Raw genomic sequence first — 23,959 nt, 5'->3', positions numbered from 1 at the left:
CTCCTGTCGGTGTTCTGTGGTGTCTGCCGCGAGATCGGTGCCGGTCAGGCGGTCGCGGCCAAGGCGGAGTAGTCCGGCTGGGTCTCCGGCTCGGTGATCCCCGACCCGTAGAGGCCGAACCGGAGGGTCGGGTCGCCGGGGTACCAGGTCCCCAGGAACTGGGACCGCTCCCCCATCTCGACCACCCTGGTCAGCAGGGCCTCGCTCATCTGCAGCTGCGGCGGCTCCCAGACACGGAGAGCCCCGGGGATGTCTCCATCGGCGGCCAGGAGCGCGTCGCGGAGCGCCCAGGCGTCGGCGGCCGCCTTCGCCGTGCCGGCGGCGGCATGGGGTCGAGCGCTGCAGGCGGCGTCGCCGAGGAGCACCGAGGTCCCGACCACCATCCGCGACGACCGGGTGTCGATGACGACCTGCAGGTACGGATCGGCGGTCTTCACCACGACCTCCGCGGCGGCGGGCGCGAGCTGGTCGAGGGCGGTCGCACGCAGTTCGGCGAGGAACGCCTCCTGCACCTGGCCGGGCGGGACCGACACCGTGCCGGTCCGTCCGGTCCGGGTGGTGAGCAGCTCGTTCAGCGCAGCGCCCTCCTCCACGTTCCGGTACCAGACGTAGTTCATCAGCTGCTCGTCCGGCCCTGTCCCGTCCTCGCCGGGGATCGGATAGAGCGTGATGTGCGAGTGGGGGACGACCGAGTAGCTGATGGCGTCGCTCATCAGGTCCCTCGTGCCGTCGGACAGATCGCGGAGGGGCACCGTGCCCCGCCAGCCGACATAGCCCGAGTACCGGCTGAGCGCCTGCGGATCGAAGCGGTCGCGGGCGATCGATCCGATGCCGTCGGCGAACACGACGAGGTCCGCGGTCTCGGAGTGCCCGTCCGCGAACACGACGGAGGACTCGGTCGGACCGGGGGTGAAGTCCACGGCGGCAGCATCGAAGTGGTAGTGCTCGGTGCCGAAGTCGGCCAGCAGGGCGCGATAGAAGGTGCCCCAGGAGGTGTACTGCCACGTCCGCTGATCCCGCGAGAGGATGCGGTCCTCCCGGTCGAGGTACTGCACCCACGAGGTCGAGGTGGCCAGGGCCGAGGGATCGGCGTCGCTGCGCTCCACGAACCAGCGGAGGGTGTCCGGCTGCAGGACGATCCCGCTCCCGCGACCGTGCAGAGCGGTGCCGGCCCGCTCGTACACGTCGACGTCGAAGCCGATGTCGCGCAGGAGCAGCCCCGCGGTCAGGCCGCCGATGGAACCGCCGATGACGACGGCGCGCCTGCCTCGGTAGGTGTCGCTCGCGGGGGCCGCGGTGCGGGGACGGGTGGTGCGGGGGTGCGTCGTGCGGAGTGTCATGGTGTCGTCCTGTTCTTCGTGCTCTGCCGTGAGGGAGTCCACGTCACGCCGTGGTGGCCGGGATCGGCTGCGCCGAGGGCTCGTCCGTGGGCAGCGGGCTCCCCTTGGTCTCCCGGGCGAACGCGACGCCGACGAGCCCGATGATCCCCAAGGCCGAGATGACCGTCGTGGCGATGCCCAGGTCGCCCGCGAACCACGAGGCGGCGATGACCCCCGCGACCAGCGGCCCGGCCGCGGTGAAGATCCGGCCGACGCTGTTGCAGAACGCGATGGCGGTGGCGCGGACGCTGGTGGGGAACAGCTCGGGGCTGTAGATGAACGCGCCGGACAGGGATCCGAACAGCGCGAACCCGAGGACGGGCATCACGATGGCGTAGACCGTGAACGTGTGGGCGAACGGGAAGAGGAAGCCGATCGCGACGGCCGCGACCCCGAAGGTGAGGAGGAACGTGGGCCTCCGCCCGATCCTGTCGGCGATGAAGCCCCACGCCGCGTATCCGACGACACCGCCCGCGTTGAACAGCATGGAGGCGAGCGCGACGTTCTGAGCGGTCTGCGCGTCGGTCCACGACTCGGCCGTGCCCATCTGCCGGATGATCTGGGGGTACCAGGTCGTGACCGACCAGAACACGATCAGGGCTCCCGTGGCGATGGCCGTGCAGACGAGCGTCGGTCGAAGCAGCGGCTTCATGAACAGCCGCCGGAGGACGAAGGCGTCCTTGCTGCTCCGGATCCCGGCACGCTTGCGCTCGCGGCGGGCGCGGATGGCCTCCTTCGACTCCGGCGGCTCCTTCACGAACCGGCGGATGAACCACACGAGGATGGCGGGGAGCACCGCGAGGCCCATCATGAAGCGCCATCCGAGCCCGCCGAGGAGGGCGAAGGCGAGGGCGGCGGCGAAGAACCCCGCCGCATAGCCCGACATCATGATGCCGCCGGCCCGGGCGCGGTAGCGGTTCCGCCACGACTCGGCGATGAGGGCTGCACCCACGGGCGCCTCGACGCCCGAGCCGAGCCCCGCGATGAACCGCAGGATGCCGAGCTGCCACCAGGTGTCGGCGAAGGCCGCCGCGGCCGTGAACACCGCGTAGACCAGGACGCCGACGGCGAGGATCCTGGTCCGGCCGAGGTAGTCGGCGAGCACCCCGAAGAGGATCCCGCCCACGGCCCAGCCGGCCAGGAACAGCGCCACCGTGAGTCCGCCGTAGAGCCCGATCGTCGCGGGACCCACCTCGATGCCGCTGTGCGGCAGCAGCTCCCCCATCGCCGGTCCGAGGACGAGCGTGTAGAGGCTGCCCGCGAAGCCGTCCAGCCCCCAGCCGAGCATCGTGCCGGCCAGGACCAGCCACTGCGCCCTGGTGATCTCCTGCCGCCATCCCACCCGGGGTGCGGTGCGGATCTGCGTCGCCATTGACGTGTCCTTCTTCCTTGTCTCGTCGTGTGCGTGGTCAGTTCAGTCGCTCGTCGGCTCCGCCGTACCAGTCGACGCTGGTCTCGGAGATCCGGGTGACGACGGTCTTGAGCCAGGAGAACTCCTGGAAGGACTCGATGCCGGCGTCCTTCCCGATCCCGGACTCCTTGATGCCGCCCCAGGGCAGCGACGGCTCGAGACGGTGGTGATCGTTGATCCACACCATCCCCGCCCTGATGCCGTTCGCGACCCGATGCCCCCGAGCGATGTCGCGGGTCCACACACCGGCTCCGAGACCGTAGGGGTTGTCGTTGGCCATCGCGAGCACCTCCGCCTCGTCGTCGAACGGGATGACGACCGCGACGGGGCCGAAGATCTCCTCGCGCGCGACCCGCATGTCCATGTTCGCGTCGGCGATGACGGTCGGCGCGTAGAAGAACCCGTCGGACAGCGGCGCGGGCAGGTCGGGCACCACCCCACCGGTGGTGATCGTGGCCCCCTCCTCACGGGCTGAGTCCACGAGCGCGGCCACCTTGGAGCGCTGGCGCTCGCTGATCAGCGGGCCCATCTGGGTGGCCGCCTCGCTCGGGTCGCCGAGCCGGATCGCGGAGGCGATGTCGGTGAGGTGGGCGACGAACCCGTCGTACACGTCGCGCTGGACGAGGAACCGGGATCCGGCGACGCAGGACTGGCCGGCGGCCACGAACGCGGCGAATGCCGCACCCTCGGCGGCGACCTTCGCGTCGATGTCGTCGAAGACGAGGAGGGGGGTCTTCCCGCCGAGCTCGGCGGTCATCCGCGCGAAGCGTCGTGCGGTGGCCACGGCAGCCGATCGGCCCGTCTCGGTCCCGCCGGTGAGGGTGATCTTCGCGACCAGAGGGTGCTCCGTCAGCCGCTTGCCCGTCTCGGCGGCGCCCGTCACGACGGACACGACACCATCGGGGACCCCGGCGCGCTCCAGGATCGGCATCAGGGCGAGGGTGGTCAGCGGGGTGAGCTCGCTCGGCTTGATGACGACCGTATTGCCGGTGGCCAGAGCCGCGGACAGGCTGCGGGCGAGGATGAGCATCGGATGGTTGAAGGGCGTGATGATCCCGCACACGCCCAGCGGCGCTCGGCGCTGGTACGTGAGGTAGGGGCCGTCGCTCGGCAGCACGGAGGTGCGTTCCGCCGCGAGCAGGCCCGCGTTGTAGCGGAACCACTCCGGCACCCGGGACAGCTGGGCCCGGGTCTCGGTGACCGGACGCCCGTTGTTGGCCGCCTCCAGACGGTAGAGCTCCTCCGTGGACTGCTCGATCTCGTCCGCGATCCGCAGGAGGATGCGCGCCCTCTGCGTGGGCGTCAGGGCCGGCCACGCCCCGGTCTCGAACGCCCGCGCGGCACGCTCGACGGCGACGTCGACGTCCGCCGCGGTGAACTCCGGGACGCTCTCGATCGTCGCGCCGGTCGAGGGGTCGACGATGTCGCGGACGAGGCGCCCGTCGCGCTCGTACGGCTGGCTCGTGTCGACGGAGGCGGGTGCGGTGACGGTCATCGGGGGATCACTCCTTCGTGAGGTCGAGTCGTGTCGTCTCGATGCGATCGTCCGATCGAGCGACGTCTCTTCAGCCAGTGTGCCGGGCCATCATCGGTCGCTCAATGTCTCTGAGGACACACTTGACCTCGTGAGATGTGCGCGCGCACACTGTCAGGATGACGGACGAGCTCACGGTGTGGCTGGACCGCCTGAGGATCCTGAGCGACGTCGCGTCGGGAGGCATGCCTCTCGCGGAGGCCCTCACCCTCGTCGCGGAGACCGCACGGACCCTCCTCGGCTTCGACTTCTGCGGTGTCCTGGTCCCCGACACCGACCGACAGGCGCTCGTGCTGGCGGGGTGGAGCGGCCTCTCCGACGAGTACGTGGACGGCATCAACCGACGGAACCCGGTCGGGCTGGCCAGCACGGCGCCGTCCAGCCGGGCGTTCCACGCCGGCGCCCCCGTCGCCGTGGCCGACATCGAGACCGAGCAGGGATTCGCCCCCTGGGGCGGTGTCGCCCACGAGCAGGGCTATCGGTCCATGATCTCGGTCCCGCTGCGCGGCCCCGACAGAGCCCTGGGCACGCTCAACGGCTACCACTCGCGGGCGCACGACCACACGGCGGAGGAGATCGAGCGGATGACGCTGCTCGCCAACCACGCCGCCGCGGCCCTGGCCTCTGCGGGGCTGGTGGAGCAGCTGCGCCTGGCCAACGCGTCCCTCCGGGAGCAGCGCGACCGCCTGGAGCGCAGCCAGGCGATGCACCACAGCCTCCTGCAGGTGTCGCTGGAGTCACGCGGCATCGGCGGGGTGCTCGAAGCCACGCAGGGACTCATCCACCGGCCGCTGCGATTGCTGGACTCCCAAGGCGAGATCATCGGCGAGGCAGGCACATGGCAGACCCAGGGGCGGGAGCTCGCCACGCCCGTGCGGCTCGAGGCGGAGGTCGTCGGGACGCTCGTCGTCTGCGATCTCGACGGGATGCGGCTGGATGAGCTGGACGAGCTCGCCATCGGTCACGCGGTGGTGGTCCTGGCGCTCGAGCTGCTGCGGGAGCGGACGGCCCTCGAGGCGGAGTTCCGCCTGCACGGGGACCTGCTGAGCGATGTCCTGCTGTTCGGGGTGACCGAGCAGAACGTCCGACGCGCCGAGGCGCTCGGGCGAGACCTGCACCGCATGACCTGCGCCGTCGTCGCGACGTTCGAGCTCGCCCCGGCAGGCGAGCCCCACGCCGACGACATCGCCGGCCGGGAGCGGGAGGACGTGCCGATGAGCGACGGCCGGCTCCTCTCGGCGCTGTCGATGCTGTCCCGGACCCAGGTGACGGTCGACGGCGTCACGGTCACGCCGCTGGTCGCGATCCACCGGGGCCTCCTCGTCGCGATGTGGCCGGACACCGTCGACGCCGACACGGCGGCCAAAGCCTGCCACCGCACGTTGACGGCGGGCCTGCCCTCTCGTCAGGTGCTGGTCGCCTCCTCCGGGAGCGCGCGCCGGTCGCTGCCCGAAGCCGTGCGGATCGCCCGGGGGACCCACGCGTTCGTCCGCGCCTCCGGCCGGAGCGTCGACGCCCCCGTCGCCCCGGCGTCCCTCGGAGTCGTCGGTGTCCTGCTGCAGGTGGAGAACACCTCGGCCCTGAGGGAGTTCGTGACCGATCAGGTGGGCGCCGTGCTGGACTACGACGCGCGGCGCGGGTCGGATCTCCTGCGCACCCTGCACGTCCACCTGGACAACGGGCTGGACCGGACGGCCACCGGAGCCGTGATGCGCGTCCATCCGAACACCGTGAACCAGCGCCTTCGGAGGATCGAGCAGCTGACCGGGAGGTCGTTGACCGACCCCGCCTCCCTGCTGGGGTTCAGCGCGGCGGTGGCGATGCTGACCATGCTGCCGCCCGGCGAGGGTGCGGTCACCGGATAGCGGCCACGGCCTCGGCCTCGGCCTCGCGAACGGCCGTCCCGACTGACCCCCGGGCACTGCCCGCGAATCATGCCGAGGATCCCCCGTCGCCGGCATCTCGGCGACTCGCTACCGTGGGTGAGGACGCCGCGTGGACGCCGGCGCCCAGGAGAGGAGCACGACATGACCATCCCCTACGACAGCAACCCGAACGGCGACGGCTTCGACGTCGCCGGGGCGGCCGAGGCTGCGGACGACGACGCGGCCATCGAGGACGAGACGGCCGCACCCGAGGAGTGACCCCCCTCCGGCCCTCCCGCCCGAGTGCCCGGGGGGGGCGGCCAGCGTCACCGTTCGTCCCGGGCTGCCCTACCGTGGCCGCCATGAGCAACCCGCAGCACGGCCTCGGACGGACGTCGAGACCGACTGCGACGAGTCGAGCAGGCTCGGTGTCAGGCCTCCGACGCCCCTGAGGCGATCTCCGCCAGCTCGGCGAGCGCCGTCCGGGACGGCTCGTCCGCCGGTCGCCAGACGACGAGGGTGAGGTCGAAGTGACGGGGGATGCTCAGCTGCTGATATCCGAGGGTCAGCGCTCCCACGATGTCGTGAGGGAAGGTGAAGGTGTCCTGCTCGCCTGGCACGGCCTCCTCGTCGTTCCACGCCGCAGCGAACTGCGTGCTCGCGGCCGACAGCTCCTCGACGATCTGCTCGAAGTCGCCGTCGGACTCGTGCCGGGACAGGGACTCCCGCAGGGTCCCGGCGACGTGCTCGGCGATCAGCCGGGGGTGCGGACTCGTGTGCAGGACGTCGGAGTCCAGGAACGTGCTGCGGACCAGGTTCACACCCTCATGGAACGACGGGGAGACGCTCCGCGCGAGCCCGTTCGCGGCGACCACCGTGAGGTAGCGGTCGCGGATGAACGCCGGGATCGCCGCCCACGAATCGATCATCTCCTCGAGCTCCGGGGGCACACCGCGGGGCTTCGCACTCATGGCGCTCACGATAGCGGGCTGATCGCTCCTCCAGAGTGGGGACGGCAGGGGCACTCACCCCCTCACGGCGCACGGCGGCACGCGCATCGACCCCTCGCTCGCGCCTCTTCCCCGTGATGGGCGGAAGGAAGGAGGTCTCGCCCGGGTCATCCACCGGGAACCCTGCATCCACGAGACTCGGAACCATGGACTCGACTCGGGGAGGGGACTCCCGGTGAACCTGCAAGACGTCGTGGACGAGCTCGCCCAGATGCTGGGCCGCAGCGTCGTCATCGATCGGACCGATGACGTCACCGTCGCGGCGAGCGGTCCCCGCGATGCGCAGCGCACCCTCGCCGTCCCCATCCGGGACGAGGGCGGGCAGCTCGGCACCCTGTGGTTGGCGGAGGAGGACCAGCGGCCGCTGACCTCCGCGCAGTACTCCGCCATCGACGTCGCGACCGGAGCCGTCCGGCAGATCCTGGCCCTGGAGAGCGGAGGCGTCGAGGACACCTCGCACGCCGCCACCATGGCCCGCCTGCTCTCCGAGGATCCCGCCGCGCGCCGTCGCGCGTTCTCGGCCGCGACCATGCGCCACTGGCTGGAGCGAGGTGAGAGGTCCCTCGTCCGGGCGGTCTCCGTGGACACCAGGACCGGCGTGCTCGACCGGCTCTCGTTCGGCCGCCACCTCGGCTCCTCGCGGCGGGTTGACCTCACCTTCCTCGGCCAGAGGGACGGCATCCTCTACTTCGTCGGCCGGACTCCGACCTCCCAGGGCACGGATGGGCACGCTGACGATGTCGCCGAGGTCATCAGACGCGAGGCGCGCGCTCGCGGGCTTCCCCTCCTGGGGATCGGGTCCGCGCGCCTGGATCGACGGGACGACGACCTGGCCGTGGCCGCCGAGCAGGCCAGACGGGCTGCGGAGATCGTGACCTGGCTGCCGCATTTGGACGGCCTCGCCGACATCTCCCAACTCGGGGCCTGGGTGCTCCTGGACTCCATCGCGGGCGACGGCAGCATCGTCGGCACCTTCTCCCCCGCCGCCATCACCCTCTGGCAGGACGGCAACGCGCTGCAGCTGGAGACCGTCGAGACGTTCCTGGATGCGTGCGGGCGCGTCCGGGACGCCTGCGAGAAGCTCCACATCCATCGCACCACGCTCTACTACCGCCTGGACAACCTGCCTCCGGTCGTGCGGTCCGCGCTGGAGGACGGGATGTCCCGCAGCGCCCTGCACATCTGCCTCAAGCTCCTGCGCTTCTGGGAGGCGACCGGCCGCATCTGATCCGGCGATCGTCGGGCCGGGTGTCGACGCCCCGCCCGGCTCGCCGTGGAGCTTGTCGAGGTCGGGTCGGCGGACCGTCCGCGGGTCGAGCTCGACGGGATCACGAACATGTCCTGAAACGGCGCACGGACGGCGGGATCCGTCCCGTGCCGGCGGAGGCCGCCGCGCAGAATGGGAGGAGAGCCTTGGCCGCGACCCGCGAGAGGACCTGAGATGCCCGCGACCCGGAGGAGCACCCCCCTAGGGGAGTTCCTCCGCGCTCGACGCGAGCAGGTGAAGCCGGAGCAGGTCGGCATCGATCCCCAGCCCGGCAGGCGGGTCCCCGGCCTCCGACGCGAGGAGGTGGCCTCGCTCGCCGGCGTCAGCCCCGACTACTACCTCCGCCTCGAGCAGGGGCGGGATCAGCGTCCGTCGGAGCAGGTCCTGACCGCCTTGGCCCGCGCGCTGCTCCTCGACGAGGACAGCCGGCAGTACCTCCTGAAGCTGGCACGACCCCGACCGTTCGTGCGCCGCCTGCCCGCGCAGGGCTCGGTCGCCCCGAGCGTGCTGCAGCTCCTGGACCAGTGGTCGAACACCCCCGCCTACGTCTCCGACGGGCAGCACGACGTCCTCGCGGTGAACCCGCTCATGGCGGGCATCGCGCCGGGGATCGCGGTGCCCGGGACGAACATGCTCGTCTCGGCCTACGCCGGCTATCACGCCTACCTCGCCGGGGTCGCGGATCAGCGCCTCCTCGATGCGCACCAGCTGAGCGAGTGGGAGGGGACGCTGCGCGAGCTGACCGCCTCGCTCCGCTTCCACGCGGATCCCGACGATCGGCGACTCCACGAGATCGTCGGCATGCTCTCCGCCCGGTACCCGCTGTTCCGCACCGTCTGGGCGGAGCATCTCGCCCGACCTCAGCTCCACGGCACGAAGCGGGCCTACGTGGAGCCGCTCGGGTGGATCGACTTCCGGTTCCAGACGCTGGAGGTCCCCCGCTCGGCCGGCCAGTTCATCACGGCTCTGTTCGGTGAACCGGGCTCCCCCGCCGCCAGGGCGATCGCCTACATCGCCGCGCGGCCCGCGGCCCCGGCGTCGTGGAGTCAGGGTGCCGCGACCGCATTCACGGCCAGATCCGACCTCAGCCGGTCCAACGCCGTCCGCGAGGCCTCGTCGGACGGCACGAACACCATCAGGGCGCTGTCGTCCTGATCCAGGACGCTCAGCATCTGATAGCTCATCCGCAGGTCCCCCGCTCGCGTGCCCTCGAAGGCGATGTCCCCCCTCGTGCGGGCGACCGTCTCGGGCGACGCCCAGACCTCCGCGAAGTCCCGCGACTTGCTCGACAGCTCGCCGACGATGCGCTGGGAGCCCCGGTCCTCGTCGCGCTCGTCGAGCGACTCCCGGAGGAGTCCCGCGACGACCGCCGACATCTCCTTCCACCGCGGATCGGAGGCGTCGCGGTCGGGCGAGAGGAAGCTGAACAGGGCCAGGTTCTCTCCCGGTCGGAACGCCTCCGACAGGGCCTGCGCCAGCACGTTGGAGTCGAGGACGTCCAGGCGGTGGTCGACGAGGATCGTGGGCACGGTCTCCCAGAAGGCGAGGGCCCGACCCTGGCGGGCTCGTCGCTGCGGCGAACCTGCGCTGGCATCCATGGTGCAAGGCTAGGCTCTGCGGCTTCCGCGGGGAAGGCCCTTGCGGGCGCCGGTCAGCCCGCCGAGCGGCTGGTCTGGAATCGCCTCTGGTACTCCGACGGCGTGATCCCGTACCGGGAGACGAACGCTCGCCGCAGCGACACGGGCGAGCGGTAGCCCGTCGCGCGAGCGGCCTCCGACACGGTCGTGCCGGATTCAAGGTGACCGATGACGAGGTCCAGACGGATGGCGCTGACGTACTCCGACGGCGACGCATCCAGCTCCTCCCGCATGAGGCGGGTCAGGTGCCGGGGGCTGACGTTGACGCGGCGGGCGAGCTCCTGCACGGAATGGTCTCGCGTCGGGTCGGCGTGGATGTGGTCGGTGATGGAGCGGGCCAGGGTCGACCGCGGGGCCGGGCCCTTGAGCGACGCCGAGAACTGGGACTGCGAGCCCGATCGCTTCATGTAGACCAGGAGCAGCTGGGCGACGCTCCTCGCGACGTCGGCGCCGTAGTCCTCCTCGAGCAGGGCGAGCGCCAGGTCGATCCCGGCGGCGACACCCGCCGAGCTGTGCAGACGTCCGTCCTTGACGAAGATCGCATCGCTCTCGACGCGGACACGCGGGAACGCCGCGGCCAGGGTCGCGGCGAACTTCCAGTGCGTGGTCGTCTTCCGACCGTCGAGCAAGCCGACCGAGGCCAGCGCGAACGCGGCCGTGCAGATCGACGCCACGCGATCGGACCGAGCCGCGAGCGTGCGGACGGCATCGAGCACCGGAGGGGTGAACACCTCGACGGCCCGCTCGGACCCGGGGACGACGAGGGTGTCGAGGGCATCGATCTCCTCGACCGAGTGGTGCACGCCGATCCTCACGCCCATCGAGGAGGTGACGTCGTGTCCGTCCACCGAGACGGCGACGAGCTCGTAGCCGGGACAGCGTTGGGACGCCTCGTGGAACACCTCGGCCGGACCGACGAAGTCGAGGAGCTTGACCCCGTCGAAGACGAGGATGCCGACGCGGGGTCTGGGCGCCTCTGCCGTCCGTCCCGTCATCGCCGCCCTCCCTTTTCTGGAATGCTACCTCCATTATTCGTGCCCGGGTCGCCGGACGTCCGACGCCGCCGCGTCGGGATCGCGTCGGGTCAGCGCGCGGCGAGGTAGGCGAACACGGCCGCCGCCGGGGAGTCCGCCGGAGGGAACATGATCGTGAGCACGTGACGGGGACGGCCGGGGACGACGAGGGTCGTGAACTCCACGTCGAAGGTCCCGAACTCCTCGACGTGCATCTGCGTCCTGCCGTCGGCGACGGGCCAGGCGTCGTGCCGCGGCCAGAGTCTCGCGAATGTGGGGCTGGATGCGGTCAGCTGATCGACGATCTCCTGCAGCCGGGGACTGAGGGGATCGCTGTGGAAGCGCAGCGACGCCGCGGTGTTCGCCGCACCGTGCTCCCAGTCGACCGTGACCTCGCGGACCTCATCGGAGAAGTAGGCGACGACGCTGTTGTCCCCCACCTCGAGCATCCCCTGGCCGAGCTGCTGGGCGAGACGGTTCACCGCGACGATGTCGTGGTTGCCGTCGCTGACGATCACCGCGCTGTGACTCCAGTGCTCGAGGAGCTCGGTGATGCTCTCCTCCGCCAGGGGGTCCACGGCGGGCGTCCCCTCCGCGGCGTAGGCGACTCTGAATAGGTAGTCGAGCGCGTACTCGTCGAGTTGGAGGGCCCTGCCGAGCGCGAGGAGGACCTGCTCCGAGGGTCGCTGGTCGTGGCCCTGTTCGAGCCGGAGGTAGTACTGCTCGCTGACGCCGGCCAGCGTCGCGACCTCGCTGCGCCGGAGTCCTGCGACCTTCCTGCCGGGCTCCACCGGGATGCCCACGGTCACCGGCGACACGAGATGACGGCGCGCTCGCAGGTAGTCGCCGAGTGCCTTGGCACGCGTGACCGGCACTGCACCTCCTCAGGTGAGATCTCCTTCAAGTTCGAAATGCTACTTGGTCGAACTATCCCCGTCGATCTTGCTCCGTCGCGCGCCCTCGACCCGCTGCAGGAGCTTCGACAGACGTCCTAACCTCGTGGCCCGCACCGTCGGTAGCCTCTGTATCCCCAGAGGAGAGTGAGAGCATGCGACTTCCCGAAGACCTCAGCGCGGCCGCACGACGGACGCTGGACCAGATCCGCTTCCATCCGACGACGCACGGGGTTTCGTGGAACGAACTGCTGGCGATGCTCGGAGAGATCGCGGACGTCGAGGAGAGCGGCGGAGGCGCCAAGGCGACCATCCGGATGGGAGACGACCGCGTCGACCTGGAACGTCCGCGCAGCGGTGTCGTCGCGGAGGCACCGATCCTCGAGCTCCGGCGGATGTTCAAGGACCAGGGGCTGCTCTGAGCGGCTGATGGACGGGATCGAGGAGGGCACCTTGGAGGACCTGAGCGGCTCGGCGGACGAGCGGATGCAGCGGCTTCTCGAGCTCGAGGCGGAGGGGACGCTTCCCCCGCAGTGGGTCAGGGACCAGCTGACACTCGCACTGAAGGCATGGGCCGAGGCGGAGACCCGGCTGGGCATCGAGGACGAACGCCGCGAGGACTACTGACCCCACGGCGTCGACCGACCCCGGTGGACCGTTTCCCGATGACCGCGTGGGGGCCCGCGGCGCCGGGGGCTGGCGTCAGGGGGTCTCGTCGGAGCGGTCCGTGACGTCGACGACAGCGACGTAGAGGGCCTTGCGGAGGTCGAGGACGGGGTCGCGCAGGAGGGTGTTGTCGACGACGTAGGCGAGCCCGGCGGCGAGGCCCCGCATCCCGGCGTGGAGCTGCTCGCCCTGCACGCGGGCGGCGAGCACCAGGCCGAACACGAGGAGGTCGACCGCTCCGTCCTCGTCCACCTTGATCATCTGCGGATCCGCGGACGCGGGATCGACCCCTGCCGCGCGGAGCTGCTCGAGGGAGGTCCGGTGCCGGAGCGGCCGGTCCGCCACGGCGAGGCAGTAGTCCGGGCGATCCGGGCCCGCGATGACCCGGACGAGACGCGCGCGGACAGGCAGCTGCGCCGGCAGGTCATCCGGGCCGACGTCCATCCGATCGATGCTGAAGAGGGGTCCGTTCTCGCTCACTCCCCCATCCTCCCTCGGCACGCCCCCTCCCTACTCGTGCTCGGGGAGCACGGGTGTGGACCACCCGGGGTCACGGCCGAGCTGTGCGGCGCGGGAGAGCGACTCGGCACCGAAGCGCTGACGGACGGAGTCGAGGACCGTGTCGAGCCCGGCGTCGTCGCCCCACTCGATCGGCAGCTCGGGGTGGAGGCCGTCGGCCGGGGAGAGCTGGGCGAGGGAGAGCCCGATGAGGGTGATGCCCCGTTCCGCGATCTCCGGACCTGCGGCGGCGAGGAGCGTGCGTGCGACGTCGAGCACCACGGAGGTGCGGTCGGTCGGTCGGACCGTGTGGGACCTCGTCGCCTTCACGAAGTCGCCGAAGCGCAGACGCAGGACGACGGTGCGGCACACCCTCCCGCCCTCGCGGAGGCGACGCGCCAGCCGATCGACGATCTGGGTCAGGATGAGGTCGAGCTCGTCGGCCGTGCGGGGACGGCTGCCGAGGGCGCGCTGCGAGCCGATCGACCTCCGGCGGCGGGTCGAGTCGACCGGTCTCGGGTCGCGCAGCCGCGCCAGGGCGTGCAGATGGGCTCCGGCGGCGCGCCCGAGCAGACGCTCCGCGGTGGCGGCCTCCAGCTCGGCGAGCTCGCCCACGGTGCGGATGCCGAGCCGATGCAGCTTCTCGGCGGTCACCGCGCCCACGCCCCAGAGGCGCTCGACAGGGAGCGGGAGGAGGAAGGACTGCTCGCGATCCGGCTCGACGATCAGGAGCCCGTCGGGCTTGCTCACCGCGCTCGCCACCTTGGCGAGGAACTTCGTCCGTGCCACGCCGACCGAGATCGCGAGGCCCACCTCGGCGCGGACCCGCTGCCGCAGTCGCACCGCGATCTCCTCGGGAGTGCCGGAGAGCCGGCGGAGCCCGCCGACCTCGAGGAACGCCTCGTCGATGGAGAGCCCCTCGACGTGAGGTGTCGTGTCGCGGAAGATCGCGAAGACCGCTCGGCTCGCCGCCGAGTACGCCTCCATCCGCGGGGGCACCACGACGGCGTCGGGACAGAGGTCGCGGGCCTGCCTGCCGCCCATGGCCGTGCGGACCCCGCGGGCCTTGGCCTCATAGCTCGCGGCGAGCACCACCCCTCCCCCGACGATGACGGGTCGCCCGCGCAGCTCGGGTGCGTCGCGCTGCTCCACCGAGGCGTAGAACGCGTCAAGATCGGCATGGAGGACGGTCGCCTCACCCCTCATGCGTCGCCTCCCGGTGTCGATGACACGGATCGTCGCAGCGACCACCGACACGGGCCCCCCGGCAGCGCGTCGGCGCGGGCGCCGACCCCGGTACTGTGGAACCGTCGCCCGAGGTGACGAATCCCCCCCCCCTGTCCCCAGCGCTCGAGGAGTCCATCATGTCGGTCGGCCTGCTCGCGGTGGTGGATGACATCCTGACCGCAGCCCTCAAGGCGAGCGCGAAGACGGCGGGTGTCGTGATCGACGATGCCGCGGTGACCCCCCAGTACGTCCAGGGTCTCTCCCCGGCGCGCGAGCTGCCCGTGGTGCGCAACATCGCGCTCGGGAGCCTGTTCAACAAGTTCATCATCATCATCCCGGTGGCGCTGCTGCTGACCGCGTTCGCGCCGTGGGTGCTGCCCTTCCTCCTGATCATCGGCGGGACGTACCTCTGCTTCGAGGGCGCGGAGAAGGTGCTCGAGTGGTTCGGGCTGCACCACGGACCCGGGGAATCGGAGGAGGGTGCGCGCGACGAGCGCAAGCTGGTCTTCGGAGCGATCCGCACCGACCTCATCCTCAGCACCGAGATCATGCTGATCGCGCTCGACAGCCTCGACACCGGACTCGGGTTCTGGGGGACGCTGGGGGCGCTCGCCGTGATCGCGCTCGGCATGACCGCCCTCGTGTACGGCGCCGTGGCCCTCCTCGTGAAGATCGACGACATCGGCCTGCAGATGATGAAGAACCCCGCGCGGAAGGTGCGCCGTACCGGCGTCCGCATCGTCGCCTCGATGCCCGCCGTGTTCCGCGTGATCAGCGTGGTGGGAACCGTGGCGATGCTCTGGGTGGGTGGTCACCTCGTCGTGGCGAACCTCGCCGAGACCCTGTGGACCGGACCCTACGACCTGCTCCATGTCGTGACCCACGCGATCGAGGCCACCGGTCCCGTCGTCGTCTGGCTCGCGGACACCGCCTACTCGGCGGTGTTCGGGATGCTGCTCGGGCTCGTCATCGTCGGGATCGTGCTCGGGATCTCGCGACTCGTGCGCGGTCGCTCGGCCACGACCACCGCCGCCCACTGACGTCGGCGCGGGCCGCGTCGCCCGCCCTCCTCGACGTGTCGCCGTCGGGTGCGGCTGGTGTCGGTGGTGGGTGGTTGAGTTTCTCTCATGGAAGCGATGAGCAGTGAGCTCGGCCGAGGGCCCCGGTTCGAGGCTCCGCGCGCCTTCCATCCGGGCGTGGTCCAGGTCCGGCGCGGGCAGGAGCGACTCCTCAGGCGGCTGGAGGAGCTGCACCGCGAGGCCGCCGCCCTCGAAGCGGAGCGGATGCGGGTGCTGGCCGAGTACGCGACTCTCACCGATCGGGGTGCGGTCCTCCTCCACCCCGACCGACCGGTGGAGGGTCGGGCGATGGAGCGCCGCTCGATGGCAGCGGAGATCGCGACGGCGCTGCGTGTGTCGGAGAGGAGCGTGCACGCCGACGTCGACGACGCCGAGACCCTCGTCCGCGAGCTCCCCACCACCCTGGAGGCTCTGAGCGCCGGCGCCGTCTCGCGCCAGCACGCCAGGAAGATCGTCGCCCAGGCCTGCTCCCTTCCCGAGGGGGCCGCCCGCACCGCGTTCGAGGCCGCCGTGCTCCCCCTCGCGGAGACGCTCACCCCTGCTCGGTTCCACACGACGGCCACCCGCCTCCGCGAGCGTCTTCACCCCGAGTCGATCACCACCCGGACCCGACAGGCGTTCGGGGAACGCTCCGTCTGGCTCGAGCCGGGCTGGGACGGGATGGCATCGCTGCACCTGACCACCTCTGCCGAGAACGTCTACGCCATCGAGCAGCGACTCGACGCGCACGCCCGCGCGCTGAACACGGTCGACGAGCCCCGTACGATCGGGCAGCTCAGGGTCGACGTCGCGGTCGACATGCTGCTCGGCGGTCCCGCCGCCACGCTGGGCACGGTCCCCGTCGCCCTCCTGGTCACGGTGCCCGCCCTCACGCTCGCAGACTCGGACCCCGCCGCGGCCGCGCCCGACGGGGCCCGCAGCGCCGGCGCCGGCGGCGGCGTCGAACAGGAGCCCGGCACCCTCAGCGGATACGGCCCGATCTGCCCCGACACCGCTCGCCGACTGGCCGGTCTCGCCCCCACCTTCACGCGGATCCTCACGAGACCCGACACGGGCGAGATCGTCTCCGTCGGCCGCGACTCCTACCGGGTGCCCGCCGCGATGCGCCGGCGCCTCCGCCTCGAGGATGAGATCTGCCGCTTCCCCGGCTGCGGTCGTCCCGCCTCCGCGTGCGACGCCGACCACACGCTCGACTGGCAGTACGACGGTGAGACCGCGACCACCAACCTCAGCCACCTCTGCCGCGGCCACCACCGGCTGAAACAGGCCACCGGATGGGACGTCACCCAGGAGGACGACCGCACCCTCACCTGGACCAGCCCCCTCGGCCGCACCAGCACCACACATCCCGCCGCCCGAGCCCTCCTCGACGGCACCCGGCGCGCCCAGGAGACCCTCGCGCGCATCCGCGACACCCCACCACCGACCGGCCCGCCACCCTACTGACCCGCCCGCCCTTCGGGCGCCGCCCTGCCGACCCGTGGCGCAGGCACTCCGCCGCGCCCGAATCCATGCACCAGCCCCGGAAGCCGATTCAGGTGCGAAGACCATGTACGTCCGCACGGCCGCCGCGCGTACACACTGCACACAGGTCGACCCACCATACAGAGCCATCCGTTCCCCGCATCCTGCGTCACGAACCCGACCCGACGGCGACCACCCTCCCGACCCAGCCATGACCCGGAGAGGAAGCACGAGACGCGACGCCCCGCAGCCATCCGTCTCCGGCATCAGCACGACGCCGCACGCGAGAATGGAGACGTGAGCCCGAACCGCACCCCGCGCCGCCCCGACGTCACGGACGTCGACATCATCGGCGGTCCGGAGCGCCTCGAGCTCCAGCTCCACGAGTACGACGAGCGCTGGCCGGTGATCTTCCGCCAGCACCGGGAGCGCATCCGCGGAGCACTGGGCCAGGCGGCGCTCGGCGTGGAGCACATCGGATCCACGGCCGTTCCCGGACTGGCCGCGAAGCCCATCGTCGACATCGTCGTGTCGGTCGACGACATCACCGCGGAGGAGGACTACCTCGCTCCGCTGCTCGAGGCGGGGTACCTGCTCCGAGTCCGCGAGCCCCGTCACCGACTCGTGCGCACAGCGGCTCGCGACGTCCACGTGCACGTCTACGAGCACGACGATCCCGCGGTGGAGGAGTACCTCCTCCTGCGCGATCGCCTGCGCTCGCACGCGGCCGATCGCGCGCTCTACGAGGAGACGAAGAGGGCGCTCCTCGAGAGGCGATGGGACGACATGAACGACTACGCGGAGGCGAAGACCGAGGTCATCGCCGGCATCCGCGCCCGCGCGCGTGCCGCCTCACGCGAGACCGGCTCCGCCGCCACCCCCTCGCCGCGCTGACTCAGCCGCGGCGCCCGCCCAGCGCTCGAGCGCACCGATCCCCTCGCGGAGCCCTGTCCCACGCGACGCTGCGCGGTCAAGACGCCGGTTCGCGCTGCCTCAGGGAGCCGGCCATGCCCCTCAGGATCCGCAGGGCCTCGGATCGCTCGGCGACGCTGAGGCCGCTGAGCATCCTGTCCTCCACTGAGCGCACGGCGGCGGAGGCCTTCTCGAGACTCCGGCGGCCCCGCGGCGTCAGCCGCGTGGGGAGGACCTTGCCCACCGCGGGCTCGGATGCCCGCGTCACGATCCCGTCGCGCTCCAGCGACTGGAGCAGCACGTTCATCGACTGCCGTGTCACGAACGTCCCCCGCGCGAGCTCCGAGTTCGACAGGCCGGGCCGTTGCGCCAGCAGCTCGAGGCACGAATAGTGCGTCACCGTCATCCCGAGCGGACGGAGGACCTCCTCCATCTCGGCACGGAGGACGCTCGACACCTCCTTGAGGAGATATCCCAGCGACGTCTCGAGCTCGATCCCTGGTCCGTCTTGCACCATGTCAGTATTCTGACATAGAGTCCTCATGTCAGGAATCTGACACAGCAGGCGCATCGACACGAGGAGATCCCCATGCCCGTCACCGGCCCCGACTTCATCTCGCTGCAGGTCCGTGACCTCGCCGCCTCGCAGGCGTTCTACGAGCAGTACCTGGGTCTCGTGCGCTCCCCCGCGGGCCCGCCCCACGCCGTGGTGTTCCAGACGGCCCCGATCGCCTTCGCCCTCAGGGACATCGTCCCCGGAACGGATCTGGACGCGGTCGACCGTCCGGGGATCGGCGCGGCGATCTGGCTCCACGCCACCGACGTCCAGGAGATCCACGACGCGCTCGTCGCGGACGGCCACCCCATCGTCGCCGCCCCGATCGACGGTCCCTTCGGGCGCACCTTCACATTCGCGGACCCTGACGGCTACCACGTGACGCTCCACGACCGGGGCTGACAAGAGCCGCGCCTGACGAGCGTCGCCCCTGGCGAGCGCAGAGCCTGGGAGACACCGAAGCACGCGGCGGTATCCTCTGCCGCATGTGCAGGAACATCCGAGTGCTCCACAACTTCGAGCCGCCCACGAGCGACGACGAGGTACGGGAGGCCGCTCTGCAGTTCGTCCGGAAGGTGAGCGGGTCGACGCATCCCTCGCGCGCGAACGCCGCCGCGTTCGACCAGGCCATCGACGAGATCGCCGCAGCGACACGGAGGCTCCTCGACGGGCTCGTCACGAACGCGCCGCCACGCGACCGCGAGCGGGAGGCCGTGAAGGGTCGCGAGCGCCACGAGAAGCGCATGGAGCGCGAGGTCCGCATCCGGACCGCGACGGCCTGATCGAGCGGATCGCCCGGCGGGAAGGGCGGCCCGTCAGGCGGCGTGACGGCCCGGTCGGGAGAACGCGGCGACGGCCACGGGCGCCTTGGCGAGCGCCTCGTCGGCACGCTCCTCGCTGACGCCGAGCCGCTCGACGAGCACTCGGCGAGCCGGGGTCACGTCGCCCGCCTTCAGAGCACGCCAGGCCGCGTCGGCCTCTGCGGAGAACTCGGGCCCGGGCGGAGTGCTCACGCCGAGGCTGTCGGCGAGCTCCTGCACCGTGGTCGCCCCGTAGGCCTCCGCGACGGCGGCGGGCAGACCCTGCGCCCCCAGCTCTCCCAGCTCCATGCGTGCTCCTGTCTCCTGACCCCCGATCACGGGGTGGCTTTCGCCAGTGTGCCACAGCCGCGGCACCGGATCCTCGAGGCACTCGGATCGACGACAGGGTCAGATCGTGGCGACGGACCCCGCATCCACGCGGTAGTTCGATCCGTTCACGAAGGAGGCGCGGTCGGAGCAGAGGAAGACGATGACGTTCGCGACCTCCTCCGGCTCGCCTCGACGCTTGAGCTCCAGGTACGGCCGCTCCTCCTCGAGGAACGACTCGACCGCCTCGTCGACCGTCACGCCGAGCTGCTCGCTGCGCTTCTGCATCATCGCGTCCGTCATCGGAGTGCGGATGAAGGCCGGCGACACCGCGTTGACCAGCAGCCCCTCGAGGGCATAGGACCTGGAGAGGCCCTTCGCCAGCGCGAGCACCCCGGCCTTGGCGGAGCAGTAAGGCAGCTCGTCGTCGTACGGCTACACGGCGTCCTCCGACACGAGATACACGATGCGGCCCCACCCGCCGGAGCGGAGATCGGGCAGGAACTCGCGGGTGAGCCTCACCGGGCCCATCAGATCGGTCTCGATCGTCGACGTCCATCCCTCGTCGTCGATCTCGTGGAAGAGCCCCTGCGCCCCCGTCACGCCGGCGGACTGCACGAGGATGTCGATGGCTCCGACCGCCTCCGTCACACGGCGATGCAACTCGGCGAGCGCACCGACGTCAGTCACGTCGGCGGCGAACGCGAACAGCCTCCCGTCGGGCGCCCGCAGCTCGGCCGCCGCCGCGTCGAGCCGCGACTGCTCCCTGTCGGAGAGGACCACGGTGGCCCCCTCCGACAGCAGCAGTCGAGCGGTGTGCCAGCCGATGCCGGAGTCACCGCCCGTGACGAGGGCGACGCGACCGGAGAGTCCGAGGTCCACCGTCCGCTCCCGTCAGTGGGTCGGCGTGCCGCCGGTCACGGCGATCGTCTCGCCGCTGATGTAGCTCGCCTCCTGGGAGGCGAGCAGCACGAACGGCGGGGCGAGCTCCGCGGGCTGGGCCGGACGGCCGTACGCGGCCTCGCTCCCGAAGGACTCGATCTTCTCGTTCGGCACGAACGCGGGCTGCAGAGGCGTCCACACCGGCCCCGGCGCGACGCCGTTCACACGGATGCCGCGCTCCGCGAGCTGCTGGGCCATGGCCCGGGTCCAGTTGACGATCCCGGCCTTGGACACGGCGTACTCGGCGAGCTGCGGCGAGGGGACGTAGCCCTGGATGCTCGCACAGGTGATGATGGCCGCACCGGGCTGGAGGTGCGGGGAGGCCGCCTTCGTCGTCCAGAACAGCGGGTAGATGTTCGTCTTGAGGACGTGGTCGAGCGTCTCGGTCTCGAAGTCGTCGATGCTGTCGACCGTGGGCATGGCGCCCGCGATGAGGGCGAGGATGTCGACGCCGCCGAGCTCCTCGACGGCGGTCTCGACGAGTGCGACGTTCGCCTGCTCGTCCTGCAGGTCGCCGGGGACGAGGACGGCCTGCCGACCGGCATCGCGCACCAGCGCGGCGACCTCCTCGGCCTGATCCTGCTCCTCGGGCAGATAGGAGAGGACGACGTCGGCGCCCTCGCGGGCGTACGCGATGGCGACGGCTCGTCCGATGCCGGAGTCCGCTCCGGTGATGATGGCCTTCCGGCCCTCGAGCCGCCCCTTGCCGACGTAGCTCTGCTCGCCGTGGTCGGGCGCGGGGTCCATCTCGTGGATGTCGCCGGGGCCGCTCTGCTGCTGCGCGGGGAACGGCGGGCCGGGGTACTGGTGGATGGGGTCCTGGGCGTCGTACATCGAAGGCATGCGACTCACCGTACGTCGGCGTCTCACGACCGGCCATGGAGGGCGGGAAGCCTGCGAATCCGCCGCATCCGCAGGCAAGACCCTTGCCGGGATCCGACATCCGGGCTCCCGGCGCGAGCCGTCGCCCGATCGACGTCAGTGGACCAGCGCGAGGAGGATCGTCGCGAGCGGGATCATGATCGCGACGGCGACCAGCCCCATCAGCGCGAAGCGGCCCCAGCGCACCGTCACTCCCAGCGACACCACGCGGTCGTGCCACAGCAGCGTCGCGAGGGACGCCCACGGACTGACGAGCGGGCCGAGGTTCACACCGATGAGCAGCGCCATCAGCCGGAGCGGCTCGCCCGCCGCCTGCGGCTCCAGGACGAGGTAGGCGGGCAGGTTGTTGATGCCGTTCGCGCCCAGCGCGCCGAGCGCCGCCAGACGCAGCAGGTCGAGCGGGCCGGTCCCCGTTCCCGCGACGCTGGCGAGGAGGTCCTCGAGGCCGTGGGCGTGCGCCGTCTCGACCAGGGCGAAGAGCGCCAGCGCGATGCCGATCGCGTTCCACGGGACCAGGCCGACGCGGATCGCCGACCGGCGCCTCACCGCGAAGAGCACGAGGAGCACGACGGCCGCGATCGACGCCGGGATCCACACCTCGGTGGTGATGACGAGCATCGGGAGGAGCACGAGGGTGACGACGGCCGAGACGACGAGCAGCACCCGATCATCGCTGCGCTCCACCGGGGCGACCGTGTACGACCCGGTCAACGACCGGCGGTAGAGGATGCTGAGGATGATGACGGGCACCGCGATCCCCACCAGGGCCGGCGCCCAGCTGAGCGCCAGGAAGGCACCCGCTCCCCCGCCGATCCTGTCCGTTGCGAGCAGGTTGGTCAGGTTCGACACCGGCAGCAGGAGGGATGCGGTGTTCGCGAGCCACACGGTGGCGAGCGCGAACGGGATCGGGGAGATCCCGACGCGCTGGGCGAGGAGGACCACCACCGGCGTGACGAGGACCGCCGTCGTGTCGAGCGACAGGAAGGCGGTGCTGAGCACGGCCAGCACGATCACCGAGGCCCACAGGGCCACGACACGTCCACGACCCCACCGGCCCATCCGCTCGGCGAGCGCCTCGAAGACGCCCGCCTCGCTCCCGAGCTCGGCGACGATCGTGATCGCCACGACGAAGCCGAGCACGGGCGCGATGCGTGCCAGCAGCGCCCCCGTGTCGGCGGGCGGGAGGAAGCCGGTCGCTACGCAGACGACGGCGAGGACGAGCAGCCCGATCGTGATGAAGGGGCCGACTCGACGGGGGGCAGGTCGGGTCTCTATATCGCGATTCTAGGTCGAAGGCGCTTCCCTCGGATCACAGCCGGCTGCGTGGTTCCCTGCGCCGCTCCGATCGCGCAGCCCCTCAGGGGGTGAGCACCACCTTGATGCACCCATCCTGCTTCTCCTTGAACACGTCGTACATCCGCGCTGCCTCCTCGAGGGGCACGCGGTGGGTGACGAGGTCCGTGACGCCGAGCGGATCGGCCGGATCCACCACGAGGGGAAGCAGTTCGTCACGCCAGCGGTGCACGTTGCACTGCCCCATCCGGATCGTGAGGCCCTTGTCGAACATCGTCATCAGCGGCATCGGATCGGCCGCGCCGGCGTACACGCCGCTCAGCGAGACCGTCCCTCCGCGACGCACCGAGTCGAGGGCGAGCATGAGCGCCGCGAGGCGGTCGACCCCGACGGTGGTGGCGGCCTTCTTGGCGAGCGGATCGGGCAGCAGCCCGGCCGCGAACTGGGCGAACGCGGCGCCGGGGTTGCCGTGCGCCTCCATCCCGACGGCGTCCACCACGGCGTCGGGCCCGCGACCGTCCGTCGCCTCGCGGAGCCGGTCGAGCACGTCGTCGGTGAGATCGAGCACCTCGACGCCGTGACGCTCGGCCATCGCCCGACGCTCGGGCACTGGATCGACCGCGATCACGCGATGCCCGAGGTGGACGCCGATGCGGGCCGCGAACTGGCCGACCGGGCCGAGTCCGATGACGGCGAGCACGTCGCCGGACTCCAGGCCCGCGTACTGGACCCCCTGCCAGGCGGTCGGGAGGATGTCGCTGAGGAACAGGTACCGCTCGTCGGGGAGGTCGTGGCCGACCTTCTGCGCGTTGAAGTCCGCGAACGGCACCCGCAGGCGCTCCGCCTGACCGCCCGGCACCGACCCGTAGAGCTCCGTGTAGCCGTAGAGCGAGGCGCCGGTCCCGCTGGAGCGGTTCTGCGTGGTCTCGCACTGCGTGGTCAGCCCGCGCTGACACATGTAGCAGTGTCCGCAGGCGATGACGAACGGGATGACCACCCGGTCGCCGGGTGCCAGCGTGGTCACGCCCGGGCCCACCTCCTCGACGATCCCCATCGGCTCGTGCCCCAGGACGTCGCCTCGGGACAGGAACGGCCCGAGGACGTCGTACAGGTGGAGGTCCGACCCGCAGATCGCGGTGGAGGTGATCCGGATGATCACATCACCCGGATCCTGGATCACCGGATCCGGGACATCCTCCACGCGGACCTTCATCGTTCCCTGCCAGGTGAGAGCTCTCATCCTCCCGGCCTACTCCGGCCCGGCTCAGGCCGCGAGCAGGTTGTCGGGCCCTCTCCCGAGGGGT

General features: G+C 71.2%; 24 protein-coding genes and 1 pseudogene. 10 read left to right on the top strand and 15 right to left on the bottom strand.

What is annotated here, in order from left to right; genetic code table 11:
• Positions 1-44: 44 nt before the first annotated feature.
• Genes IEX69_RS01605 through IEX69_RS01595 form a run of 3 tightly spaced genes read right to left on the bottom strand, consistent with a single transcriptional unit; the run spans position 45 to position 4,285 of the window.
• Positions 45-1,340: an FAD binding domain-containing protein gene (locus tag IEX69_RS01605; protein WP_085021428.1), complete on the bottom strand. Its 1,296-nt coding sequence runs from the start codon at positions 1,338-1,340 to the stop codon at positions 45-47.
• Between the two features lie 43 nt (positions 1,341-1,383).
• Complete coding sequence (locus tag IEX69_RS01600; RefSeq protein ID WP_085019395.1) at positions 1,384-2,751, bottom strand: MFS transporter; 1,368 nt, start codon at positions 2,749-2,751, stop codon at positions 1,384-1,386.
• Positions 2,752-2,788: 37 nt separating this feature from the next.
• Complete coding sequence (locus IEX69_RS01595; protein ID WP_085019394.1) at positions 2,789-4,285, bottom strand: aldehyde dehydrogenase; 1,497 nt, start codon at positions 4,283-4,285, stop codon at positions 2,789-2,791.
• Positions 4,286-4,443: 158 nt separating this feature from the next.
• Between IEX69_RS01595 and IEX69_RS01590 the strand changes: the two genes are divergently transcribed.
• The gene (locus IEX69_RS01590; protein WP_085019393.1) at positions 4,444-6,189 is read left to right on the top strand and encodes a helix-turn-helix domain-containing protein; all 1,746 of its coding nucleotides are present in this window, start codon (positions 4,444-4,446) and stop codon (positions 6,187-6,189) included.
• Positions 6,190-6,620: 431 nt separating this feature from the next.
• Here IEX69_RS01590 and IEX69_RS01585 read toward each other — a convergent pair whose 3' ends face one another.
• Positions 6,621-7,160 carry an MmyB family transcriptional regulator gene (locus IEX69_RS01585; protein WP_085019392.1) on the bottom strand — a complete coding sequence of 180 codons (540 nt, stop codon included), beginning with the start codon at positions 7,158-7,160 and terminating at the stop codon, positions 6,621-6,623.
• 214 nt (positions 7,161-7,374) lie between these two features.
• Here IEX69_RS01585 and IEX69_RS01580 point away from each other — a divergent pair, with 214 nt between their 5' ends.
• Both IEX69_RS01580 and IEX69_RS01575 read left to right on the top strand, forming a co-directional pair.
• Positions 7,375-8,427 (top strand): helix-turn-helix domain-containing protein, encoded by a 1,053-nt coding sequence (locus IEX69_RS01580; RefSeq protein ID WP_085019391.1) that lies wholly within the window; start codon positions 7,375-7,377, stop codon positions 8,425-8,427.
• Positions 8,428-8,640: 213 nt separating this feature from the next.
• Positions 8,641-9,621, top strand: coding sequence for a helix-turn-helix transcriptional regulator (locus IEX69_RS01575; protein WP_174604429.1), 981 nt, complete (start codon positions 8,641-8,643; stop codon positions 9,619-9,621).
• Here IEX69_RS01575 and IEX69_RS01570 read toward each other — a convergent pair.
• From IEX69_RS01570 to IEX69_RS01560, 3 genes are all read right to left on the bottom strand, one after another.
• Positions 9,513-10,064: an MmyB family transcriptional regulator gene (locus IEX69_RS01570; RefSeq protein ID WP_085019389.1), complete on the bottom strand. Its 552-nt coding sequence runs from the start codon at positions 10,062-10,064 to the stop codon at positions 9,513-9,515. The genes IEX69_RS01575 and IEX69_RS01570 overlap by 109 nt on opposite strands.
• A 53-nt stretch (positions 10,065-10,117) precedes the next feature.
• The gene (locus IEX69_RS01565; RefSeq protein WP_085019388.1) at positions 10,118-11,098 is read right to left on the bottom strand and encodes a GlxA family transcriptional regulator; all 981 of its coding nucleotides are present in this window, start codon (positions 11,096-11,098) and stop codon (positions 10,118-10,120) included.
• 89 nt (positions 11,099-11,187) lie between these two features.
• Entirely contained in the window at positions 11,188-11,991 is an 804-nt protein-coding gene (locus tag IEX69_RS01560; protein ID WP_085019387.1) for a helix-turn-helix domain-containing protein, read from the bottom strand.
• A gap of 173 nt (positions 11,992-12,164) precedes the next feature.
• Between IEX69_RS01560 and IEX69_RS01555 the strand changes: the two genes are divergently transcribed.
• Positions 12,165-12,431 carry a hypothetical protein gene (locus tag IEX69_RS01555; RefSeq protein WP_085019386.1) on the top strand — a complete coding sequence of 89 codons (267 nt, stop codon included), beginning with the start codon at positions 12,165-12,167 and terminating at the stop codon, positions 12,429-12,431.
• Positions 12,432-12,462: 31 nt separating this feature from the next.
• Positions 12,463-12,636 carry a hypothetical protein gene (locus IEX69_RS01550; protein WP_157127155.1) on the top strand — a complete coding sequence of 58 codons (174 nt, stop codon included), beginning with the start codon at positions 12,463-12,465 and terminating at the stop codon, positions 12,634-12,636.
• A 75-nt stretch (positions 12,637-12,711) separates the two neighbouring features.
• On the opposite strand, the gene IEX69_RS01545 is transcribed toward IEX69_RS01550, so the two are convergent.
• Both IEX69_RS01545 and dinB read right to left on the bottom strand, forming a co-directional pair.
• Positions 12,712-13,155 (bottom strand): hypothetical protein, encoded by a 444-nt coding sequence (locus tag IEX69_RS01545; protein WP_085019384.1) that lies wholly within the window; start codon positions 13,153-13,155, stop codon positions 12,712-12,714.
• 30 nt (positions 13,156-13,185) lie between these two features.
• On the bottom strand, positions 13,186-14,379 hold the full coding sequence (dinB, locus tag IEX69_RS01540; protein ID WP_085021427.1) for a DNA polymerase IV: 1,194 nt from the start codon (positions 14,377-14,379) through the stop codon (positions 13,186-13,188).
• Positions 14,380-14,537: 158 nt separating this feature from the next.
• Here dinB and IEX69_RS01535 point away from each other — a divergent pair, with 158 nt between their 5' ends.
• From IEX69_RS01535 to IEX69_RS01525, 3 genes are all read left to right on the top strand, one after another.
• Positions 14,538-15,440, top strand: coding sequence for a DUF808 domain-containing protein (locus IEX69_RS01535; RefSeq protein WP_085019383.1), 903 nt, complete (start codon positions 14,538-14,540; stop codon positions 15,438-15,440).
• A gap of 96 nt (positions 15,441-15,536) precedes the next feature.
• Complete coding sequence (locus IEX69_RS01530) at positions 15,537-16,925, top strand: HNH endonuclease signature motif containing protein (protein WP_174604428.1); 1,389 nt, start codon at positions 15,537-15,539, stop codon at positions 16,923-16,925.
• Between the two features lie 315 nt (positions 16,926-17,240).
• Positions 17,241-17,837, top strand: coding sequence for a GrpB family protein (locus tag IEX69_RS01525; RefSeq protein WP_085019381.1), 597 nt, complete (start codon positions 17,241-17,243; stop codon positions 17,835-17,837).
• 76 nt (positions 17,838-17,913) lie between these two features.
• Here IEX69_RS01525 and IEX69_RS01520 read toward each other — a convergent pair whose 3' ends face one another.
• The gene (locus tag IEX69_RS01520; protein WP_085019380.1) at positions 17,914-18,372 is read right to left on the bottom strand and encodes a MarR family winged helix-turn-helix transcriptional regulator; all 459 of its coding nucleotides are present in this window, start codon (positions 18,370-18,372) and stop codon (positions 17,914-17,916) included.
• Positions 18,373-18,444: 72 nt separating this feature from the next.
• Between IEX69_RS01520 and IEX69_RS01515 the strand changes: the two genes are divergently transcribed.
• Positions 18,445-18,813 (top strand): VOC family protein, encoded by a 369-nt coding sequence (locus IEX69_RS01515; RefSeq protein ID WP_085019379.1) that lies wholly within the window; start codon positions 18,445-18,447, stop codon positions 18,811-18,813.
• 83 nt (positions 18,814-18,896) lie between these two features.
• Positions 18,897-19,193 carry a DUF2277 domain-containing protein gene (locus tag IEX69_RS01510; protein WP_085019378.1) on the top strand — a complete coding sequence of 99 codons (297 nt, stop codon included), beginning with the start codon at positions 18,897-18,899 and terminating at the stop codon, positions 19,191-19,193.
• Positions 19,194-19,226: 33 nt separating this feature from the next.
• On the opposite strand, the gene IEX69_RS01505 is transcribed toward IEX69_RS01510, so the two are convergent.
• From IEX69_RS01505 to IEX69_RS01485, 5 genes and pseudogenes are all read right to left on the bottom strand, one after another.
• Complete coding sequence (locus tag IEX69_RS01505; RefSeq protein WP_085019377.1) at positions 19,227-19,520, bottom strand: hypothetical protein; 294 nt, start codon at positions 19,518-19,520, stop codon at positions 19,227-19,229.
• 99 nt (positions 19,521-19,619) lie between these two features.
• Positions 19,620-20,420: pseudogene (locus tag IEX69_RS01500) on the bottom strand (SDR family NAD(P)-dependent oxidoreductase).
• Positions 20,421-20,432: 12 nt separating this feature from the next.
• Complete coding sequence (locus tag IEX69_RS01495; RefSeq protein ID WP_276328904.1) at positions 20,433-21,323, bottom strand: SDR family oxidoreductase; 891 nt, start codon at positions 21,321-21,323, stop codon at positions 20,433-20,435.
• A 135-nt stretch (positions 21,324-21,458) separates the two neighbouring features.
• A complete protein-coding gene (locus IEX69_RS01490) occupies positions 21,459-22,586 on the bottom strand; it encodes an ArsB/NhaD family transporter (protein WP_085019375.1) in 1,128 nt (375 codons plus the stop codon).
• A 133-nt stretch (positions 22,587-22,719) separates the two neighbouring features.
• Complete coding sequence (locus tag IEX69_RS01485) at positions 22,720-23,895, bottom strand: zinc-dependent alcohol dehydrogenase (RefSeq protein ID WP_085019374.1); 1,176 nt, start codon at positions 23,893-23,895, stop codon at positions 22,720-22,722.
• Between the last annotated feature and the right edge of the window lie 64 nt (positions 23,896-23,959).

The sequence above is a fragment of the Cnuibacter physcomitrellae genome, from assembly GCF_014640535.1.
GTDB classification, from domain to species: Bacteria; Actinomycetota; Actinomycetes; order Actinomycetales; family Microbacteriaceae; genus Cnuibacter; species Cnuibacter physcomitrellae.
This window is presented reverse-complemented; position numbering and strand designations above follow the sequence as displayed.

Coding starts and splice junctions, on each gene's coding strand:
- IEX69_RS01555 (WP_085019386.1), top strand. CDS start 12,165: ATGCGACTTCCCGAAGACCTCAGCGCGGCCGCACGACGGACGCTGGAC.
- IEX69_RS01515 (WP_085019379.1), top strand. CDS start 18,445: ATGCCCGTCACCGGCCCCGACTTCATCTCGCTGCAGGTCCGTGACCTC.
- IEX69_RS01590 (WP_085019393.1), top strand. CDS start 4,444: ATGACGGACGAGCTCACGGTGTGGCTGGACCGCCTGAGGATCCTGAGC.
- IEX69_RS01505 (WP_085019377.1), bottom strand. CDS start 19,520: ATGGAGCTGGGAGAGCTGGGGGCGCAGGGTCTGCCCGCCGCCGTCGCG.
- IEX69_RS01585 (WP_085019392.1), bottom strand. CDS start 7,160: ATGAGTGCGAAGCCCCGCGGTGTGCCCCCGGAGCTCGAGGAGATGATC.
- IEX69_RS01510 (WP_085019378.1), top strand. CDS start 18,897: ATGTGCAGGAACATCCGAGTGCTCCACAACTTCGAGCCGCCCACGAGC.
- IEX69_RS01565 (WP_085019388.1), bottom strand. CDS start 11,098: ATGACGGGACGGACGGCAGAGGCGCCCAGACCCCGCGTCGGCATCCTC.
- IEX69_RS01570 (WP_085019389.1), bottom strand. CDS start 10,064: ATGGATGCCAGCGCAGGTTCGCCGCAGCGACGAGCCCGCCAGGGTCGG.
- IEX69_RS01495 (WP_276328904.1), bottom strand. CDS start 21,323: ATGCCTTCGATGTACGACGCCCAGGACCCCATCCACCAGTACCCCGGC.
- IEX69_RS01535 (WP_085019383.1), top strand. CDS start 14,538: ATGTCGGTCGGCCTGCTCGCGGTGGTGGATGACATCCTGACCGCAGCC.
- IEX69_RS01600 (WP_085019395.1), bottom strand. CDS start 2,751: ATGGCGACGCAGATCCGCACCGCACCCCGGGTGGGATGGCGGCAGGAG.
- IEX69_RS01530 (WP_174604428.1), top strand. CDS start 15,537: ATGAGCAGTGAGCTCGGCCGAGGGCCCCGGTTCGAGGCTCCGCGCGCC.
- IEX69_RS01575 (WP_174604429.1), top strand. CDS start 8,641: ATGCCCGCGACCCGGAGGAGCACCCCCCTAGGGGAGTTCCTCCGCGCT.
- dinB (WP_085021427.1), bottom strand. CDS start 14,379: ATGAGGGGTGAGGCGACCGTCCTCCATGCCGATCTTGACGCGTTCTAC.
- IEX69_RS01485 (WP_085019374.1), bottom strand. CDS start 23,895: ATGAGAGCTCTCACCTGGCAGGGAACGATGAAGGTCCGCGTGGAGGAT.
- IEX69_RS01605 (WP_085021428.1), bottom strand. CDS start 1,340: ATGACACTCCGCACGACGCACCCCCGCACCACCCGTCCCCGCACCGCG.
- IEX69_RS01595 (WP_085019394.1), bottom strand. CDS start 4,285: ATGACCGTCACCGCACCCGCCTCCGTCGACACGAGCCAGCCGTACGAG.
- IEX69_RS01520 (WP_085019380.1), bottom strand. CDS start 18,372: ATGGTGCAAGACGGACCAGGGATCGAGCTCGAGACGTCGCTGGGATAT.